The organism is Janthinobacterium sp. GW823-FHT01H08 (assembly GCF_058797855.1).
On record NZ_CM179504.1, the window covers coordinates 3,398,938 to 3,416,530 of the forward strand.

At 62.0% G+C, this 17,593-nt stretch carries 18 protein-coding genes; 6 read left to right on the forward strand and 12 right to left on the reverse strand.

Annotated features, from left to right (window positions below):
- Positions 1 to 7 precede the first annotated feature (7 nt).
- Entirely contained in the window at positions 8 to 1,381 is a 1,374-nt protein-coding gene (locus tag AC3RCG_RS15080) for a serine hydrolase (protein WP_492401419.1), read from the reverse strand.
- An 11-nt stretch (positions 1,382 to 1,392) separates the two neighbouring features.
- Entirely contained in the window at positions 1,393 to 2,379 is a 987-nt protein-coding gene (locus AC3RCG_RS15085) for a VirK/YbjX family protein (protein WP_492401418.1), read from the reverse strand.
- A 191-nt stretch (positions 2,380 to 2,570) separates the two neighbouring features.
- Between AC3RCG_RS15085 and AC3RCG_RS15090 the strand changes: the two genes are divergently transcribed.
- From AC3RCG_RS15090 to AC3RCG_RS15105, 4 genes are read left to right on the forward strand one after another with little or no spacing between them, the layout of a single operon-like run.
- On the forward strand, positions 2,571 to 3,179 hold the full coding sequence (locus AC3RCG_RS15090) for a hypothetical protein (RefSeq protein WP_492401417.1): 609 nt from the start codon (positions 2,571 to 2,573) through the stop codon (positions 3,177 to 3,179).
- A 29-nt stretch (positions 3,180 to 3,208) separates the two neighbouring features.
- Positions 3,209 to 3,643 carry a DUF1801 domain-containing protein gene (locus tag AC3RCG_RS15095; RefSeq protein ID WP_070288362.1) on the forward strand — a complete coding sequence of 145 codons (435 nt, stop codon included), beginning with the start codon at positions 3,209 to 3,211 and terminating at the stop codon, positions 3,641 to 3,643.
- A complete protein-coding gene (locus tag AC3RCG_RS15100) occupies positions 3,640 to 4,191 on the forward strand; it encodes a hypothetical protein (RefSeq protein WP_070310769.1) in 552 nt (183 codons plus the stop codon). The genes AC3RCG_RS15095 and AC3RCG_RS15100 overlap by 4 nt, the downstream gene beginning before the upstream one ends.
- A gap of 3 nt (positions 4,192 to 4,194) precedes the next feature.
- A complete protein-coding gene (locus tag AC3RCG_RS15105; protein WP_070310768.1) occupies positions 4,195 to 4,482 on the forward strand; it encodes a hypothetical protein in 288 nt (95 codons plus the stop codon).
- A 384-nt stretch (positions 4,483 to 4,866) separates the two neighbouring features.
- Here AC3RCG_RS15105 and AC3RCG_RS15110 read toward each other — a convergent pair whose 3' ends face one another.
- Complete coding sequence (locus AC3RCG_RS15110) at positions 4,867 to 5,889, reverse strand: DNA-binding protein (RefSeq protein WP_492401416.1); 1,023 nt, start codon at positions 5,887 to 5,889, stop codon at positions 4,867 to 4,869.
- A 221-nt stretch (positions 5,890 to 6,110) separates the two neighbouring features.
- On the opposite strand from AC3RCG_RS15110, the gene AC3RCG_RS15115 reads away from it, so the two are divergent.
- Complete coding sequence (locus tag AC3RCG_RS15115) at positions 6,111 to 7,127, forward strand: site-specific integrase (protein WP_083293485.1); 1,017 nt, start codon at positions 6,111 to 6,113, stop codon at positions 7,125 to 7,127.
- 198 nt (positions 7,128 to 7,325) lie between these two features.
- On the opposite strand, the gene AC3RCG_RS15120 is transcribed toward AC3RCG_RS15115, so the two are convergent.
- From AC3RCG_RS15120 to AC3RCG_RS15140, 5 genes are all read right to left on the reverse strand, one after another.
- Positions 7,326 to 9,698, reverse strand: coding sequence for a nuclease-related domain-containing DEAD/DEAH box helicase (locus tag AC3RCG_RS15120; RefSeq protein ID WP_492401415.1), 2,373 nt, complete (start codon positions 9,696 to 9,698; stop codon positions 7,326 to 7,328).
- A gap of 350 nt (positions 9,699 to 10,048) precedes the next feature.
- Complete coding sequence (locus tag AC3RCG_RS15125) at positions 10,049 to 10,180, reverse strand: hypothetical protein (protein WP_275528093.1); 132 nt, start codon at positions 10,178 to 10,180, stop codon at positions 10,049 to 10,051.
- 1 nt (position 10,181) lies between these two features.
- The gene (locus AC3RCG_RS15130) at positions 10,182 to 10,634 is read right to left on the reverse strand and encodes a PaaI family thioesterase (RefSeq protein WP_070288367.1); all 453 of its coding nucleotides are present in this window, start codon (positions 10,632 to 10,634) and stop codon (positions 10,182 to 10,184) included.
- Between the two features lie 33 nt (positions 10,635 to 10,667).
- On the reverse strand, positions 10,668 to 11,159 hold the full coding sequence (locus AC3RCG_RS15135) for a MarR family winged helix-turn-helix transcriptional regulator (protein ID WP_492401414.1): 492 nt from the start codon (positions 11,157 to 11,159) through the stop codon (positions 10,668 to 10,670).
- 45 nt (positions 11,160 to 11,204) lie between these two features.
- Entirely contained in the window at positions 11,205 to 12,386 is a 1,182-nt protein-coding gene (locus tag AC3RCG_RS15140; RefSeq protein ID WP_492401413.1) for a citrate synthase family protein, read from the reverse strand.
- A 100-nt stretch (positions 12,387 to 12,486) separates the two neighbouring features.
- Between AC3RCG_RS15140 and AC3RCG_RS15145 the strand changes: the two genes are divergently transcribed.
- Positions 12,487 to 13,029 carry a GNAT family N-acetyltransferase gene (locus tag AC3RCG_RS15145; protein ID WP_492401412.1) on the forward strand — a complete coding sequence of 181 codons (543 nt, stop codon included), beginning with the start codon at positions 12,487 to 12,489 and terminating at the stop codon, positions 13,027 to 13,029.
- A gap of 310 nt (positions 13,030 to 13,339) precedes the next feature.
- Here the strand turns inward: AC3RCG_RS15145 and AC3RCG_RS15150 are convergent, their stop codons facing one another.
- The 4 genes from AC3RCG_RS15150 to vioC all read right to left on the reverse strand — a co-directional run bounded on the left by AC3RCG_RS15150 (position 13,340) and on the right by vioC (position 17,592).
- Complete coding sequence (locus tag AC3RCG_RS15150; protein ID WP_492401411.1) at positions 13,340 to 14,503, reverse strand: MFS transporter; 1,164 nt, start codon at positions 14,501 to 14,503, stop codon at positions 13,340 to 13,342.
- Positions 14,504 to 14,593: 90 nt separating this feature from the next.
- Positions 14,594 to 15,175: a violacein biosynthesis enzyme VioE gene (vioE, locus tag AC3RCG_RS15155; protein WP_099409466.1), complete on the reverse strand. Its 582-nt coding sequence runs from the start codon at positions 15,173 to 15,175 to the stop codon at positions 14,594 to 14,596.
- 9 nt (positions 15,176 to 15,184) lie between these two features.
- Complete coding sequence (vioD, locus tag AC3RCG_RS15160) at positions 15,185 to 16,303, reverse strand: flavin-dependent violacein biosynthesis monooxygenase VioD (protein WP_492401410.1); 1,119 nt, start codon at positions 16,301 to 16,303, stop codon at positions 15,185 to 15,187.
- Positions 16,303 to 17,592 carry an NADP-dependent violacein biosynthesis oxygenase VioC gene (gene vioC, locus AC3RCG_RS15165; RefSeq protein WP_070218766.1) on the reverse strand — a complete coding sequence of 430 codons (1,290 nt, stop codon included), beginning with the start codon at positions 17,590 to 17,592 and terminating at the stop codon, positions 16,303 to 16,305. The genes vioD and vioC overlap by 1 nt, the downstream gene beginning before the upstream one ends.
- Between the last annotated feature and the right edge of the window lies 1 nt (position 17,593).

The following is a 17,593-nucleotide window of genomic DNA, read 5'->3' on the forward strand; positions in this document are numbered from 1 at the left end:
CGCTTTGCTAAGGTTTGCGCTTGCCCGGCATGGCCTGGCCGTTCTGGTGCAGAACGACGCCCGTGATGGCGCCCTGGGCGTCGCGCTGGAATACCAGTTGCGCTTCGACCACCTTGTAAAAGAAGGTGTCCTTCGCGCTCGCGTACACGGGCGCTTCGGGCTGGCCCGTGGCGCCCACCAGCAAGCCGTCGGGACCCTGGCGCACGCTGAGGACAAACGTGGGCGCCAGCGCATACTGGCCCGCATATTGGGCCAGCTCGGCCGGGGCGATGGCGATTTCCTTCGGCGCCGGGGCATTCGGCGGCGGCAGGCTGCCGGGCAGCAGCACGCCCACGCCCAGGGCGTCGACGTCGCGCGCCGTGCTGCTCAGCACCACCACGCCCCGCTTGCCGTCCAGCGTGTAACCGGCAAAGCTGGCATAGCCGCCCGTCTGCCCGTTATGCCAGGCAAAGGGCTGGCCCTTGACCTGGTCGAGCATCCACGCCAGGCCGATCTTTTTCACGCCGTCGCCATCGCCTTCGCCCGCCAATACCCGGCGCGGCTGCACGGCCAGTTGCTGCGCGGGACTGCTCGCCCGCATGTACGATTGCATGTAGGCAATCATGTCGCGCGCACTGGAACGCACGGCACCGGCCCCCGCGATGGCCTGGAAATCCCAGTTCGCGGCCGGCTTGCCATCGGCCAGGTGGCCCGGCGCCAGGCGCGCGCGCAGGGCCGGCGTCGTCACTGCCGAGCTGCTGGCCATGCCCAGCGGACGGAAAATGCGTGCTTGCAGCAGTTCTTCGTAAGACATATTGGCTTGCGTGGCCAGAGCCGTGCCCAGCAAGCCATACGCGAGGTTCGAGTATTCATACGCGGCGCCCGGCGCGCGCGCCAGCGCATGGCCGGCCAAAAAGGTGCGCAGCTGCGCCTCGCCATAGCCGGCGTAGGGATTGCGCATGTCCGCCGGCGCCAGGTTGGCGGGCAGGCGGGGCAAGCCGGAAAAGTGCGTGGCCAGTTGGCCCACGGTAATTTTCTGGCCCGCCAGCGCGGGGATGGCGTAGGCGGGCAGCAGTTCGGCCACCGGCTGATCCAGTTGCGCCTTGCCTGCCACGATGGCGTCGGCCAGCAGCAGACCCGTCATGGTTTTCGTCACGGAGCCGATTTCATACACGGTGTCGGCATCGGGCACGCCCTGGTCGCCGGGCCGCGCGCGGCCGAAGCCGTACACGGCGCTGTCCTTGCCGTCGATCACGGCGATGACCAGGCTCGCATGCTTGCCGTCACGCACCAATGTTTCCGCCCGTTCCCGCATGGCCGCGTCGAGGGTGGGCGCGGCCAAGGCGGCACCGCCGGACAGGGACAGGAGGGGCAGCAGCAGGGTGCGTAAGCGTGGAGGCATCGTCGATTCCGTCAGGAAAGTGATTGGTGGGAATACAGCATAACAGCATCACTGGCAAGATAGCCGTTTTGGCAAGATGGTGCGGCGATCATGGCCGCCAGCTGCGCGCGCATGCCGGCGGCCATACCGAGCAGCAATTCGCCGCGCCGGCGTGCATCGGCGCGTTTCTTCGATGGCACCCCGGCCAGATCCGGCACGCGGTAAGCCGCGCAGGGCAAGTGATAATTGCCGTCGCGCATGCGCAAGGCATGCAATTCCTGCCACGCCTGGTCGTAATCGGCGGCGATATGGCGCCGCCGGCGTGCATTCAGGGCGATGCGGTTGTCGTTGCTGATCAAGAACAGGTTGGTGCAGGCAAAAAAATCGCCAAAGTCGCGCAAGGCCGTCACCATCAGGTTTTTCGGACGACAACCGTGCAGCGCCCGCGTGGCGTCCTTGACGGCCAGCTTGCCCGCTTCCGAGCGCAAGCCTTGCAGCGCGCCCAGCTGCAGCGAGACCCCATCGGCGCGCGGCACGAACAAAAAGCTGGCCAGGTACAGGGGCAGGCCGTCGCGCGTCAGGCGCAGGCACAGTTCGCCCTCGCGGTAGCTGTCGTGGATGGCCGTCAGCTGCAAACGGTATTGCGCCCCATCCTTGCCGTCGAACGCGGCCAGCACCACGGGTTCGCGCGCGGCCCGTTCGACCAGCGCACGCGCACCCGCCTGCCACAGGAAGCGGTAATGTCCTTCCAGCAAGGCCAGGCGATCCGCGCAACCGAGCCGGCGCGAGGCGTATGGGCGGTAAATCTTGAAGCGCAGGCAGGGATGCAGCTGCGCCAGCGAGTTCAAGCCCGGCATGCTGCCCAGGAAGGCGTGCCAACGCGTGCGCTGGCGGGGAAAGAAGAGGGCGCCCAGCGCCGCTTTCAGGCGGTGGCCGCTGGCGGAATATAGTGGCACTGCGGGTGGCGTGGCGGGCGGCACGGCGGCGCCGTGGTGCAAGGTCAAAGCGATGTCATTCATGGTTCTGCCGGAAAATGGCAGGCGCTGCACAATGAGAGCCTTGCCAATTTGAATGCTACGCGGGCCAGGTGAATTTCATATTAAGAAGCTATTCCCACGGGTATTTAGAGGATGGAAACTAAACATTTGCCTTTTGGCAACGTGGCCGGTTATGCTCGCGGCACTGTGACCCGATGAAATGATTGCACCCCATGAAACTCCGCCATTTGCTTGCCATCCCCGTGCTGCTCGCCGCGCAGGCCGCCCACGCCCAGGACCGCACGGCCGATACTCTGGCGCCGCTGGCACAATGCATCAACCGCAGCCAGTTCCAGTTCAAAACGCAGGACCGCTTGCCGGCCAGCGCGACCACGCGCGTCGTCAAGATGGCAGCGGGGGAGCGCCGGGTCTCGACGGCCGATGGCTACCGGCTGATGCTGTTCCGCAAGAGCAGCTTGCCCCTCGCGAATCTGAAGATCGAACGCAGCGCCGCAGGCCAGTTTGCCGCCGACCGCGAGACCATCGTGGCGCAAATGCAGGAGATGTCGGCCAGCAGCAAGCCGCCGCATCAGGTGCCGCTGAAAACGGACGCGCGCCAGGGCGTGGAAGTGCTAGGATTGAATAACGCCAGCATCGCGGAGACACCGGGCATTATCAGTTTCTATACGCTGCTGCATGCCGCCAGCGGCACGGTCGCCAGCGCCTACGTGTTGAACCAGCCGGCCGACCCGCGCGACTTTGCCACGGACGCCCAATACCAGGCCTTGCGCGACCAATTCATTGCTTCGCTTGCCAACTGCATGGCCGATCCTGCGCAGTAAGACAAGCGCACAGGAAGGAGACGTGAACCATGAAAAAAGCCGCAACAAGTACGCCGCCCGCCGGGGAAGCGGCAGGCACCGAACCGGCAGCCAGCCAGATCGACGCGAAAATCGCCTCGCTGGCGGACTGGCGCGGCAAGACCCTGGCCGCCGTGCGCGCGCTGATCCACCAGGCGGACCCGGAGGTGGTCGAGGAAGTCAAATGGCGCGGCGTGCCCGTCTGGTCGCATGCGGGCATGATTTGCACAGGCGAAACGTATAAACTGGCCGTGAAACTCACCTTCGCCAAGGGCGCCGCCTTGCCCGATCCGGCCGGCCTGTTCAATTCCAGCCTGGACGGCAACACGCGCCGGGCCATCGACATCCACGAAGGCGAGCATCTCGATGCCGCGGCGTTCAAGGCGTTGATACGCGCCGCCGTGGCCGCAAATACGGCGCCAAAACCAAAGCGAACGAACACTTGAGACATTATCTGTATATCTGGCACGACCCGGCCGCGCGCATGCTGGTCGCCTCCGGCATCGAATTCAACGATGTCATCCCCGCGCTCCTGGACGCGGACGGCATCGTGCTGCGCAAGGGCAGCGCCGGGACGCCCAGGAAACCTGCCGGCTACCAGACCCTGGCGCGGCAGCAATTCCCAGCGCTGGCGCATGAAGATATCCATGCCTGGGGTAGCCACGCCTGGGCCGATTGGCAGGGCGCGCCGCCGGCCCCCGGCGATGCGGACGTGGCCGCGATGCTTGACCATCGTGGCGCGCTCACGCCGCCTGCCGCCTTGCGCAGCCGCTTTCTCGCCTTTGCGCACGACGACGGCTGGTACCTGAAACTGTTGTATGCGGCATGGGACGACGCGGCGGCCTTGCTTGCCGGCGCCATCGCGCCAACCTTGGGCGCGCTCGACATGGACGCGCTGCAACAGGGAAGCGAAGGCTACTGGCTGCAGGATGGCGCGGTCCAGGCCGAGCTGAAAACCCACGATATCGACAGCGTGCTGAACCGCCGTTTGTAGCCCATGAAAACGCCACAAGAAAAGAAACACCTCAGTTACGCCAAAGACCGCCGCAATACTTATGGCGAAAACAGTAAATCCTCGCGCAAGGCGATTCACGCCGCCAAGGCACGGGCGAATCGCATGGAGAGACATACGCAAGAGCAACTATTGGCGTCCACTCTGAAAGCGGAAGACGCCGAGCAGTTGGCAGCGGTCGAGAATCGCGTGCGTGCCACGCCGCCCAGGCGATGGCGCAAGTTTCCCGATACGGCGCTCGGCCTGGTGCTGGCGCGCCGCCGGCCTGTTTGATACTCTCGGCACGGCTTGGTCTCGGCGGCATCCAGGAAAAGATGTGAAAAGTGGCGCGCAGCGCGGCTTTGCCGCAGCAGCGGCACCAGGGCAGCCTGGATGGCGTCCTCGAGCGCATCCTGGCGGACGTCGACGCCACGGTGTCCGCGATGGCTGTCCAGTGCGACGGTGCCCGTTTGAAATTGCAGCTCCCAGCGGCGGAAGATGTCTCATTGCTCAGTTGCCAGCGCCAGCAGCGTCGCATTGATCGGTGTCAAGGTGAAATGCTGTGCGTACTCGTCCCCGCCGGCCGTCATCTGGCAGGCGAAATACTGGGGCAAGCCTCAAACGCTGGCCAGGCCCGTTCCGCGACCGTCATAGAGATCCCATACCATGTAGGCAAGCTCAAACAGCGCGTTTCTCCTGGCTATCCATGAGCAGGGCCAGCCTTGCCGCCATGCCGGCATTGTCGCGCAGCAAGGTATCGCGTTCCAGCGTCAGCGCTTCGGCGCGCTGCTGCGCTGCCTGGGTATTTTCCGCCAGCATGTCGAGCTGTCTGTCCTGTGCAGCCAGCGCCACCTTGGCGTCGTTCAGCGCCAGCAAGGCCGTGTCCAGCTTGGCCAGCAGGGCGTCGGCCGAGGCGGCCGCCTGCAAATATTGAAATTCAAACTGGTCGCGCTCGGGACGCACGGTGGCCAGCGCCTCGCGGTCGGCGGCCGCTTCATCAGCCAGGCGCGTGTGTTCGGCCTGCAGCTGCGCCAACCGCATGTCCTGCTGCACCAGGGTCGCCTGCTGGCCTTGCAGGCGCTGCTGCAGCTGCGCGTTATCCTGCTCCAGACGGCTGATCCGTTGCTGCGCCTGCGCCCGTTCCTCGCTGCGCTGGGTCGCGGCCGCTTCCTGGTAATGGTCGAACTGCGAGCGCACCTGCGCCAGCTGGCGGTTCAGGGCCGCGATTTCCTCGCCCCGGTCGGCCAGGCGCTGCGTCAGGCCCGCATTGTCGCTGTGCAAGGTCGCCAGCGTGACGGCGCGGAAATGGTGTTCTTCCTTCAGTTGCGCCAGCGCATGCTGGGTGGCGCGCAATTCCTGGGTGAGGGCGGCGCGCGCCTCCGTCAGTTTTAATCGTTCGCTTTCCGTCTTCTTGAGTTTTTCCAGCGCCGCGTCCAGTTCGGCGCGGTTCTGCTGCATGCCCTTTTCCAGTTGCTGCGCCACGTCGCGCTGCTGCTTTTCATAGACGCCGCGCATCGCTTCCATCAGTTCGGCCGGCAAGCCTGACTCCGTTTTCACGGCGCCCGCGCCCTGAAACTCTTCCTTCCAGCGCTTGAGCAAGGGTGCGATGGTGCTCTTGCTACCCGTGCTACCCAGCGCTTCGCGCACATTGTCGACCGTGGGATTGCGCCCATCGGCAGTGACGATTTGGGCTGCTTTCATAACATCAGAGTACAGAATGCCGGTGCGGGCCATGAAATCACCTATGAGCGAAATTTAGTAACGTATTACATGATACGTAATATCGCATAATATTACGATATAAATTTTCATCGTTTTTGAAAAATATAAAGCACGATAAGATCGCTTATCGCGTGTTATAGGGGTGCTTTGCATGCTATTCTGTGTGTCTACCAGTACAAAACCCCGATTTCGCCGCCGCCATGCCCGATTTGCCTGTCCCGAAACGCCGTATCGCCGTGCCCAAAAACGCCGCCTTGGCTCCCGTGCCGTTACACGGCGCCCTCGTCGATGCCGAGCTGGCCGCGCGCCACCAGGCGTTTCTCGCTGCCGCCACGTCCGACAACACGCGCCGCACCTACCGTTCCGCCATCCGTCACTTCCAGGCCTGGGGCGGGGCGCTGCCTGCCGACGAGTCCACCGTCATTCGCTACCTGATGGCCTATGCGGACAGCCTGAACGCGCGCACCCTGGCCCTGCGCCTGACGGCGCTGTCGCAATGGCATATGTACCAGGGCTTTGCCGATCCCGCGTCCACGCCCACCGTGCGCAAGACCCTGGCCGGCATCGCGCGCCTGCATGGCAAGCCGAAAAAGAAGGCGAGGGCGCTGCCCCTGGAAGATCTGGAACTGATCGTCGCCAGGCTGGCCGCCCTGGGCACCAACAAGGCCTTGCGCGACAGCGCCTTGCTGCAGCTGGGCTTTTTTGGCGCTTTCCGCCGCAGCGAACTGGTGAGTTTGAAGCTGGAAGACATCCGCTGGGAGCCGCAAGGCCTGGTGATCACCTTGCCCCGTTCGAAAACGGATCAACTGGGGGAAGGCATCGTCAAGGCGATCCCGTTCGGCGACGGCATCTGCTGCCCGGCCACGGCCCTGCGCGCCTGGCTGGGCGTGGCGGGCATCGCCGCCGGGCCGCTCTTGCGCACCGTCAACCAGTGGGGCCATGTGGGAGGAAAAGGATTGCACGCGAGCAGCATCAACACGATATTGGAAGGCTGCGCCCGGCTGGCCGGGCTCGATTACGTGCCGGAACTATCGAGCCACAGCCTGCGCCGCGGCATGGCCACCAGCGCCCACCGCGCCGGCGCCGATTTCCAGGCTATCAAGCGCCAGGGCGGCTGGCGCCACGACGGCACCGTGCATGGCTATATAGAAGAGGCGGGCCGCTTCGAGGAAAATGCGGCGGGGAGTTTGTTGAAGGGGAAGAAGGCGGCGGGATGAGGCGAGCGACAACACCTCGCGGCAGGCCTTCAGCGGATGGCATGAATACGTATAGAGGCTCCCTTTGAAGTAGTCGGTTGCCCGCTTCACATACTGTTAATCACACTCAAAGAACTATATCCAGTCAACGACATTGCTGGCCTTCAATCGCAGCCAGAGACTTGAGCACCCAGCAGCTGTAGCTGGCCGGCGCAAGACTCAACTGGTGAGCGCATACGTCTTGTCCGCGATCTTCTTGAATATCTTCCGCGCGCACAAGCTGGTGATGACGCGCCCAACAATATCGTCGATAGACGTACCGAAATCCTGAGGCACGATGCATTCCTCGATCCAGCCAGCAATACTCTGCCGTGTGATCTCGCTGCCCTCACGTCGACCATTGAATATCACGAGGATCGAACCTAGGAGTAGTTCAAGCTCACGCCCATTGTTTTCAACGCTCGCGCGAGGGTCGAACAACTGGTTCGTGCCAGCAATCTTTGCTGCGACATTCCGAATTGAGGTCAAAGGGGCGGAAAGGGTAACCTCCTTGCCCTCGAGTAGGTCGTAAGCCTGACGGATGGCATCCGCGTTCAACGCTACCGAGGAACAGGGAATACAGGATTGAAGGAACGGATGTGGTGTCATACGCGCGCATGCGTTGCAGTACTTGGGCCTGACTGCATATGCCAAGCGATTCTGCGCCTGCTCAATACTATAGAAACGCGTGTTCGTCAGAATTTTGAGCAAAATGCCCCAAAGTTGTGCTTCTGAGTTTGGCCAGCTCTGCGTATCCGTCAACCATCCTCGCCAAGCTTCTGAAAACGAAAAAGTACATCCCGCAACATCATAGGACTGACTCTTGTCGGCATATTTCTTAATGATGTTCGCGATATAGACGGGCTCGCGCTCGTTGAAATCTTTTTCGATGAGTTTGGGCCGGCAATGCTCAAGCTCGTCCTTCAAATAATCGAGCCGGATATGCGCAGGATCGGTAAAACACTGGGCTTGGTGCCACAGGACAATAGCACGTGTCGTGCATCGACCAAGTGCACAGGCGAGGGTGTTTCCATCCATGTCGACATCGCCGAGGATAATCACGATGGGAGCCTCCATGCCACGGAAGGCTGCAATTGTCGTGACTTCGACGCCGGGGATTATGAAGTCGACACTGAATTGTGATAAGACGACGATATCTTGCGCCTTCGCCCCCGCGCTTTTCAGGTTCTTAATTTGGTTTTTGAGGCTTACTTCGACGTTTTTGACGAAATACTGGTTGAGCGCCATATTCCTGTCGGTGCGCTGATTGATGATTTCATGATTCACCGGCAATATTTCCAGGATTTTTTCGGTTACCGACCAGGGATTCCGGTACACGGCATGCAAATAATAAGCCTCGACGCCATACGTCGCTTCCAAGTAGCTGTAGTCTACGCCTTTTTCCATAGGCGAAAATACTTGGTAGCGATCCGCAAAGATATATTTCTTTGCATGTTGAAAGTGACGCACGAGCGCAGCGTGGTCGGTTTCGCTCAACCCTTGAGCCTCATCAACGATCAAACAGTCATAAATTGTATCGACGCTCGACATCAAGTATTTGTGATAGTCGTCAAATGCGTGCCGTTCCGTCAGGTCATCCCGGGAATACTTATCGCAATAAGCATGAAATGTCGATACCATGATTCTGTCACCATTCGGCGCGGTGTTAACTTGTTCTGCAATATGGGAAGCGATTTTCTTATTCTTGAACAGGAAAGCAACACGCTTTCCAGCAGCCGCATATGCCGTCGCGACGGCATATGCGATGACGGTCTTACCTGTCCCTGCAAAGCCGGCGGTTATCCAGGAATTGTTCTTTAGGCATCTCTTTGCGATATGATGCTGATTCTGATCGAGTTTTAGCCAGACTTCGTTGTCGAAGGAAATCTTGCGGGCTAATTCGTTATCGATGATTTCCTTCGGCCAAACGGTAGCGATGAATCGCTCTATCACATCTGCAAAATCCTGTTTGGCAGGAGACAATGCCGTGCGCCAAAATTCAAATAATTCGAGAATACGTTCCTGGATGCGTTGCTCGTGCTTGGGCAGAAGAATGATGCCTTCCTGTAGTTGGGTCTCACCGATAGGGAAATATGCTGAAGCGAAATCCGGAGTGTCGAGCTGACTGTTGCAGATATAAACTGCATAACCGACCGGGCAGGAAATCTGCTTTTGTTCAAGTAAATCAATGGTTGTGAACGCATTGTTCTTGACCTGATCCAGCGGATCAATGATGTGACGATCCTTCGCATGTACGAAACGGGCTCCGAGTGGGTGGTAATCGCCGGTCTTGACCTCGATGCAGAGTATCCCGTACTTGGGATGCGTAATAACGAAATCTGTTTCCCCTGTTAAGTTTTTTTTATTGTTCCGGAAAAGGTTTATATAGCGGTGCTTTGTTTGTGAGAAAATGCGATTTACACTCGGCCTCAGCCAGGGGCAGGAATGGACGACAGTAAATTCGTCGTCTAGCGCAGCCAGCGTATTGAACAGCTTGTATTCACCTTCGCTCTTGAAACATGCATCTTTCAGTTCAGGTAAGAAAACTGCCATATTCATTCGACTTTACAAAGGTAGATGGACGTATGCGGTGCTAGCGATATATGTCTCAGTGTATGGTGTTGTTACTCCCATGACAAGGAAGAACCAAACCAGTGGCTGCGTGAGCCGTTCGAAGGCAAGGGCTTGATGAAGTGTATGCGCTCCCGGGTCGGGTCTCCAAAGTGCTCCACTGCGCGTATCCGATACCCTTTGCGGACCAGCAAGCGCAGCATGGCCGGGTAGCGGTTCATCGATTTCACGGTGACGGCCGCAAAGCCTTGTGCACCGGCCCCGGCTTCCTGGCGTTCCAGCGGGCGCTGCGTCAGGCCTGTCTTGCGGTGCGCGGGCAGCACACCGCCCAGTCAGCTATACAAGGAGCCATCGTCGGTGCCATAGCCCAGCTTGCGGCCCATGGGCTGGCCGCCCGCTTCCGCGATCAGCGCCAGCGCGCTGGCGGACAGCCGGCCCTGCAACTGCGCCAGGTACCGGGCCATATCACGCGGCCGCTTGCTCCCGCGGCCGGATGATCATGCAGGTGGCCGTCGCGTGCGCGTAGACTTTGCCGGCTTCGTCGCGGATCGTGCCTTCGGAAATGACCAGGTTGCGGCCTGCATTGATGACCTTTCCTTCCGCAAAGACCGTCACGTTGAAGGGCAGGGGGCGGCACATCTTGATGTTCAGGTCCGTCGTGCCGTAGCTTTCGCCGGCCGGCAAGACCGTGTGCGTGGCGCAGCCCGTGACCGTGTCGAGCACGGTGGCGGCGAAACCGCCGTGCACGCCGCCCATGGGATTCGTATGGTTTTCATTCGCCGTGGCCGTGAAGATCACGCGACCGTGCTCGATCGTGTGCGCATCCATGGGCATGGTCTTGGAAATGCCGGGCCGGGGGAACAGGCCTTGCGCGAATGCTTGCATCAGTTGCAAGCCGGTCATGTCGTTGGGGTGCATGGGTAACTCCTGTGGTGGTGATGGGGGAATGAATCAGACGTCCTGCGTAAAACGCAGGCGCGAGGCGTGCAGCAGGAAGCGGGCGACGATGGCCAGCTCTTCCTCGCTGAAACCGGCTTTCAGTTGTTCGTCCAGGCTGTCGAGCAGGGGCAGGGCATGGGCCAGCACCTCGCCGCCCTTGGCCGACATGTGCAGGGTGCCGGCGCGCGCGTCGAGCGCCGACTGGCCCCGCACGATCAGGCCGTTTTCTTCCATGCGCGCCACCAGGCCCGTTACGGCCGAGTTTTTCAGCTGCAATGCCCGCCCCAGATCCTTCAATTGGCAGCCTTCTTCGCCCTTCAGGGCAAACAGGGCGACCACTTGCGTGCCGGAAAAGCCCAGTTCGCTGGTGAAAACGGCATCAGCCGAGCGGAACAGGTTCTGGCGCGCCAGGTTGAGCAGATTGAACAGGCGCGGCGAACGCTCGCCCAGCGGGCAGGCGGCGGCATCGGGAAGGTCTGGCTGGGGGGAGGTATTGGTACGCATGCGAAGTATACTACTACGTATGCGTAATAAATCAAGCGACTATTTTCAGTCGCGCTGGTGGCGCCCCACGTAGCGGGCGCGGGGCCGTATCAGTGCCGCGCTGGCGGCTTGCTCGGCGGCATGCGCGATCCAGCCGGCCGAGCGGGCCAGCGCAAATACGCTCATGCCCGCGCCTTCGGGCCAGCCGAACGCCAGTTCCATGGCGGCCAGCGCCAGGTCGGCATTCGGGCGGGCATCGAGCAGCTGGCCCGCTGACGTGCAAACGGCCAGGATGGCGGCCAGATGGGGGTACCCGGGCGACAGCGCCGACAAGCTTCCCAGCAGATACGCGGCACGCGGGTCGCCGTCTGGATACAGCGGATGGCCAAAGCCGGCGAATTCCGGTGCGACGGTCTGGTAATACTGGCCGATGGCGGCCCTGGCGTCCGGTGCGGCCAGCGCCTGCGTCAACATGCACCGGGCCGCCGCGCTGCCGCCGCCGTGCTTGTCTCCGGACAAGGCACCCAACCCGGCCATCAGCGCGGCGGGCAGGCTGGCGCCCGTCGAAGCGACGCAGCGCACGGCAAAGGTCGACGCATTCAATTCGTGGTCGGCCAGCAGCACGAGGGCCGCGCGCAGCAGTTCCGTTTGCGCCGCATCGGCTTGCCACGCCCGGGCCAGCTGCCGGTGCAGCGGCAAGGCGGACGGCGCCGTCTGCAGCAGGGCGGCTGCCAGCAGGCGCATCAGGGCGGGGCCGGATGACAGTATGCTTGCAGGCAGATGCGCGGACGTGGACGCCAGCATGGCCAGGGCGAGCATGGCGCGCGCCAGCGGCGGCGCGTCCGGCGCGCTGGCCAGTCCTGGCGGCAGGGCCGGGGCGTCCTGCTGAAAATAGTCGCTCGCGTTATCGTCCCACAGCAGGCCGGCAGTCGCTTCCAGTGTCGCGGACTCGGCCAATGCCGTCGCATCGCAGCCCCGGTACAGCAATCGTCCATCGAGAATGTGGGAAATGCGCGTCTCCAGCACGGGCAAGCCCCAGTGCATGGCGGCCACGGCCGTCTGGCCGCCGCGCTTGGCGTCGTTCTTGCGGGCCGCCAGGCGCAGCACGTCTTCCTGCGGATAGCGCTTGCGGCGCGATGCACCGTTGCTGACGGAGGCCAGCAAGCCCCGGCTCACATAGGAATACAGGGTGGGCAGGCTGACGTTCAAGAGGCGCGCGGCCTCGGCAGCGGACAGATCGTTGTTCATGGCGGCCATTGTAGCGGCTGTCACTTTATATTGATTGGTGGAATCAAGATTGACGGGCCGGGCGGCGCGTCACTAGACTCATGCCTTTCCAGGAGTCTCCATGAGCACACACACCATTCGCACCCTGCGCCCCGATGACGCCGCGCCCTTGCTGGCCTTCGAGCAAGCCAACCGGGCCTGGTTCGAGCGCCATATCGACCGGCGCCCCGATGATTTTTACAGCCTCGACGGCATTCATGCCCACGTCGCGCAATTCCTGGACGAGCACGCACAGCGCCGCATGCACCCCTGCATCATCGTCGATGAACACGGACAATTGATCGGCCGCGCCAACCTCAAGGACATTGACCAACAGCAATGCGTAGCCGAAGTCGGCTACCGCATCGGGGAATTACATGCTGGCAAGGGCCTGGCCACGGCCGCGCTGCGCCATCTGATTGATCTGGCGCAAAACGAATGGCAGCTGGCCAGCCTGTGCGCCTACGCCATCGACGGTAATGCGGCATCGATCCGCGTGCTGGAACGCTGCGGTTTCATACAGGGAATGGCCGTGCCCGATATCGCCATCGTGGAAGGCAATGTTGTCGATGGCCATGCCTATGCACTGGATTTGCGGGCGGCTGGGGTAGACTCTGTCCTGTGATAAATAAGCAAAGTTGGCAGAGATGAATCGCGAAAGGCCTCAACATATTATCGTCATCGGTGCCGGCATCGTCGGCGCGTCGCTCGCCTACCACCGGGCCAGCAAGGGCCACAAGTCACCGTGGTCGAGGCAGGCGGCATCGCGTCCGGCGTGACGGGGACCTGATTTGCCTGCCTAGAACCGCAGTTGAGGCAAACGCCGGAACAGGCTGTCCACGAGCCGGAGCAGGGCGCCATCAACGCCGTTGCCGCAACCCACGCCTTGCTGGCAGCGGCCGGGGCGCTCGGCGCCACGGTCCGCACGCATACCGTTAATGCGACAGCACCGAATCGCGCGACCTGTGCCCGAGGTAAGGCAGCAAGCTGATTAGTCCAAGCACTGCCAGCGCGACGCCGACCCACAGTGGGGAGCGCAAGCCGTAGCCGGCGGCAATGCCGAGGCCTCCGAGCCATGAGCCGGCGCCCAGGCCGATGTTGATGACGGAGGTATGGACGGTGTTGACCAGGGGCCCGGGATGGGCGGTTTTCATCACGCGGGCGATGATGGCGGGATTCATCGACATGCCCACGAGGCCTGTGATGACCAGCAAGGCGACGCTGATGGCCTTGTCGTGCGCAAAGACCGCGAACAGTGCCAGGCTGATGCTCAGGATGGCCATGCCCCAGACCATGATGGGCGTGGTGTAGCGGTCCGCATAACGGCCGACCACGCCATTGCCCACCACGTTCGCGATGCCGTAGACGCCCAGCAGCCAGGGGATCGAAGACGCTGGAAAGCCGGTAATTTCCGTCAGGATGGCCGCGAAGTAGCTGAACGCCGCGAAAATTGCGCCGATGATGAGGCCGCTGCTGGCATACGCTGCCCACAGATGGCGGTTGCGAAACTCCCCCAGTTCCTTGCCGAGGCTGACGATTTCGGACGGCTTGGCGCGCGGCACCAGCACGGTGATCAGCGCCAGGCACAAGAGCGCCAGCAGTACCACCAGCCAGAAGCTGGCGCGCCATCCCAGGTGCTGGTCGATGAGCGTGGCGACCGGCACGCCGACCACCGAAGCGAGCATGAGGCCGCCGATCACGACGGCGGCGGCGCGTCCGCGCGCGTTGGGGTTGACGATGTCGGCACAAATGGCCAGGGACAAGCCAAAGCAGGTGGAGGCCGCCACGCCCGTGACCACGCGTGCGATGGCCAGGATGTCATAGCTGGTGGCCGACGCGGCGACGGATTGGGCAAGGATATAAAAGCCCAGCAGCCACAGCAGTCCCTTCTTGTTCGGCACGCGCAGTTTGAGCAAGGCAATGGTGCTCAGCGGCCCGCCGATGACCATGCCCATGGCATAGAGCGAGATCAGGTAGCCGATCCGTGTCACCGGTTCGTCCATGGCCAGGGCCAGCGACGGCATCATGCCCGCCACCATGAATTCGGATGTCGTTAACGAAAAGATCGTCAACCCCAGAATGTAAACAACCAGCGGCATAGCAATATCCTTCGAGATTAATAACTAAAACACTCGCCAGGCGGGCGCGCGCCCGGGCCGCATGGGGCTCGGGCGCGCGCCACATCCTGGTCAGGTGTTGCAAGACGTAAAGACGCTATCCGGAATGTCGCCGACTAGCAGGTTGGGGAAGTCGCGTACCGAAAGGTGCTGCGGATCATTGCCGGTGACCATGCGCAGCAGGCGGTTGCCGCCGGCCTCCAGGTAAAAGACCGATGGCGGCTTGCCCGCACGCTCGACTACCCAGGCGTCCGCCTCCTGGCCCAGCACGGTGTGGCGGCCGTCGTGACGCGCGCCGCCGTCCAGCAGCACGGCTTGCGGCAGGAACAAGTCATGGAATGGCGTGACCTCGTCGGCCAGCGCCGTGCCCTGCAGCTGCTCGCCAGTTGCCTCCGCCTGCCTTGCGTAGGCCACTTTCTGCTTGCGGCTTTGTTCGCGCCTGGCATCGCCGATTTCCGACATCCACAGCAGGTGCCCATGTTCCTTTTCCGACCAGGGATTGAACAGGCCATCGATACGGCAGATGTTGCGCGCATAGTCGAACCAGCAATAGCCGGACGTGACCTGATCGTCCTCCTGCATCGGTGTCCAGTAGGAGATATAGGCGCTGCTCCATTGCAGCGGCAGCAGCGGCGGGGCGAGGTGTGTCGGCATGGCAGCTCCCTAGCGACCCAGCGCGTAGCCGAGGCTGGCCATCAGCGCTTCCTGCAGCGATGGCAAGTCCTTGCGGCGCGCGTCGAAGCTGGCGGTCAGCTCTTCATTGCTCAGTCCGATACGCTCGCCCACGCTTTCAAACCACAGGCGGCTGCTGTTGGCGTGGTCCTTGAACAATTGCATCAGGGGCACGGCGCGCGCGTTGAAGCTGTCCAGGGCGGCCGCCGTGCCGGCTTCGGTATGGAGGATCTTGACCAGCAGCAGGGCTGCCACCACCGCCATGGTGGTGCCATGGCCGATGGAAAAATGCCCCGATTGCAGCGCATCGCCGAGCAGCACGAACTTGCCGTCGCAGGCCCGGTCGCGGCTGAGAGTCATGAAGTTGCGCCAGCCCTGGCCCGGTTGGCTCTGCAACCCGTGCTCACCGAGTTCGGCCTTGAAGGTTTGGGCGATATACGCGGCGGCGTCGCGTTCGGACAGCGCCTCCAGCCCCGCCTTGGCGTACGTTTCTTCGCTGCATTCGACGATAAAGGTGCTCATCGTGTCCGAGTATTTATAGGCATGGCCGATGAAAATCCCTTGGTCATTGCTGCGGAACACCAGGTTCATCTGGTCGAACAGCTGGGTGGTGCCATACCATATGTATTTGTTGCGGCCGAAATCGATGTGCGGCGCCAGCGCGGGCGGCAAGTCCAGCGATTTGTAGTTGACGCCATTCGACACCACCACCAGGTCGTACTCGGCTTCCAGCTGCGCCTTGTCCGCCGGCGGCGTTTCATAGCGGATGGCGATGCCGGCCGCCACGCACTTGGCGCGCAAGGCCTGCACCAGGGCCTGGCGTCCCACGCCGCACAGGGTCACGCCGGTGCTCATCAGGTTGGGCTGGTCGTGATGCACGAGCTTGAATTCTTCCAGGAACTGCGGATTGAGCCGTTCCGGCTGCTCCAGGTAGGAGAGCGGATTGGCAGGATGGCGCGGCGGCCGTCCCGGCAGCACCACGCCCCAGCCCAGCACTTCTTCCGGGGTATTTTTTTCCGTAATGCTGATATTCCAGCCGGGTTGGGCTTGTTTCATCTGACTGGCAAAGATCAGTCCTGCGGGTCCTGCGCCGATAACGAGAATGTTCATTAATTTACCCTTCCAAGTTTGTACCAAACGTTTTGTTTCTTCTGGATTTGCTGCAGTTCATCGTAGGGAACCGATGTGAAGTACAGTTTCTCCGCCATGTCTGGCGGATAAACACGGGGGAATTTCTTGTGCATGTAGCGCGTGTAGCGCGTCTGCAGGAAGAAAATCAGATTCGGATTGCTCAGCGCTTCATAGTTGGCGATCGCCATGTCCTGCATGGCGTCGGCCTGCACCTTGCGCTGCTGCGTGAATTCGGACAGGGCGGGGCCCAGGGCATTGCCGTGCTTTTCCAGCAGGGAAACGAAGACGTGGACGTCTTCCAGCGCCATGTTCATGCCCTGCCCGAGGAAGGGGGCGGTGGCATGCGCCGCATCACCGATCAGCAGGATATTGGCCTTGTAGTGGAAGGTGCTGGAGCGGACATTGATGAGGTCGTTACTGGGCAGCGTCATGAACTGCTCCAGCATCTCCTTGCGATGCTCCGGCGGCAGGCTGCCGAAGTAGCGGCTGAAGAAGTCGGCCATGGCTTCGCGGTTCAGCGTGCCCAGGCTCGGTGTGCCGGTGTAGGGCAGGCACAGGGCGAAGCTGATGCTGCCGTCCGGAATGGTGGCCGCGCGACCGGCAAACAGCCCCTTGGAATCCATGCCGAAGAAGTACAGCAAATCCTTCCTGAAACCCAAGTCCGCCGCGTTCGGCAACACCAAGGTTTTGTAGCCATGGCGGAAGTAACTCTGCCTGAATTCGAAGCGGCGCACGCCGCTTTGCATGGCGCGCCGTACCGCGGAGTGGGCGCCGTCTGCGCCAATGATCAGGTCGCCATCCAGCTGCCGTACGGCGCCGTCCGGGGCCTGAATCAGTACGCTCTTTCTTTCCAGGTCGACATCCAGGCATTTATGCTCAAAGTAATACTTCACCTCATGCTTGACGGCATGCCGGTTCAGCAGGCGCTGGAAGGCCGTGCGGTCCAGCGACAGGGGAAACAGGCCTTCGAGCGGGGTCAGCTCGCGTATGCGGTGCCGGCCGCCCACGCTGAACGCCATGCCGACGATGGGCTCGCCGCACTGGTCGAGCTCCTGTTTATTGATGCCGGCTCCCAGGACGGCCTTGATGCCGCGTACCGTCATGCTCACGCCGATGGCGCGCGAGTTCACCGGGTCGGCGTTTGCGGCATTCTCCAGCAGCGGATCGCCGCGTTTTTCGACAACGTGGACATCGTGTCCCCGTTGCGCCAGATAAATGGCGCTGAGGCTACCTGCCAGGCCTCCGCCGACGATAATGATTTTATGCATT

What these genes read in the sequence shown, in the direction of transcription:
- AC3RCG_RS15080 (WP_492401419.1), bottom strand. Translation starts at nt 1,381, where the DNA reads ATGCCTCCACGCTTACGCACCCTGCTGCTGCCCCTCCTGTCCCTGTCC.
- AC3RCG_RS15085 (WP_492401418.1), bottom strand. Translation starts at nt 2,379, where the DNA reads ATGAATGACATCGCTTTGACCTTGCACCACGGCGCCGCCGTGCCGCCC.
- AC3RCG_RS15090 (WP_492401417.1), top strand. Translation starts at nt 2,571, where the DNA reads ATGAAACTCCGCCATTTGCTTGCCATCCCCGTGCTGCTCGCCGCGCAG.
- AC3RCG_RS15095 (WP_070288362.1), top strand. Translation starts at nt 3,209, where the DNA reads ATGAAAAAAGCCGCAACAAGTACGCCGCCCGCCGGGGAAGCGGCAGGC.
- AC3RCG_RS15105 (WP_070310768.1), top strand. Translation starts at nt 4,195, where the DNA reads ATGAAAACGCCACAAGAAAAGAAACACCTCAGTTACGCCAAAGACCGC.
- AC3RCG_RS15110 (WP_492401416.1), bottom strand. Translation starts at nt 5,889, where the DNA reads ATGAAAGCAGCCCAAATCGTCACTGCCGATGGGCGCAATCCCACGGTC.
- AC3RCG_RS15115 (WP_083293485.1), top strand. Translation starts at nt 6,111, where the DNA reads ATGCCCGATTTGCCTGTCCCGAAACGCCGTATCGCCGTGCCCAAAAAC.
- AC3RCG_RS15120 (WP_492401415.1), bottom strand. Translation starts at nt 9,698, where the DNA reads ATGGCAGTTTTCTTACCTGAACTGAAAGATGCATGTTTCAAGAGCGAA.
- AC3RCG_RS15125 (WP_275528093.1), bottom strand. Translation starts at nt 10,180, where the DNA reads ATGGCCCGGTACCTGGCGCAGTTGCAGGGCCGGCTGTCCGCCAGCGCG.
- AC3RCG_RS15130 (WP_070288367.1), bottom strand. Translation starts at nt 10,634, where the DNA reads ATGCACCCCAACGACATGACCGGCTTGCAACTGATGCAAGCATTCGCG.
- AC3RCG_RS15135 (WP_492401414.1), bottom strand. Translation starts at nt 11,159, where the DNA reads ATGCGTACCAATACCTCCCCCCAGCCAGACCTTCCCGATGCCGCCGCC.
- AC3RCG_RS15140 (WP_492401413.1), bottom strand. Translation starts at nt 12,386, where the DNA reads ATGAACAACGATCTGTCCGCTGCCGAGGCCGCGCGCCTCTTGAACGTC.
- AC3RCG_RS15145 (WP_492401412.1), top strand. Translation starts at nt 12,487, where the DNA reads ATGAGCACACACACCATTCGCACCCTGCGCCCCGATGACGCCGCGCCC.
- AC3RCG_RS15150 (WP_492401411.1), bottom strand. Translation starts at nt 14,503, where the DNA reads ATGCCGCTGGTTGTTTACATTCTGGGGTTGACGATCTTTTCGTTAACG.
- vioE (WP_099409466.1), bottom strand. Translation starts at nt 15,175, where the DNA reads ATGCCGACACACCTCGCCCCGCCGCTGCTGCCGCTGCAATGGAGCAGC.
- vioD (WP_492401410.1), bottom strand. Translation starts at nt 16,303, where the DNA reads ATGAACATTCTCGTTATCGGCGCAGGACCCGCAGGACTGATCTTTGCC.
- vioC (WP_070218766.1), bottom strand. Translation starts at nt 17,592, where the DNA reads ATGCATAAAATCATTATCGTCGGCGGAGGCCTGGCAGGTAGCCTCAGC.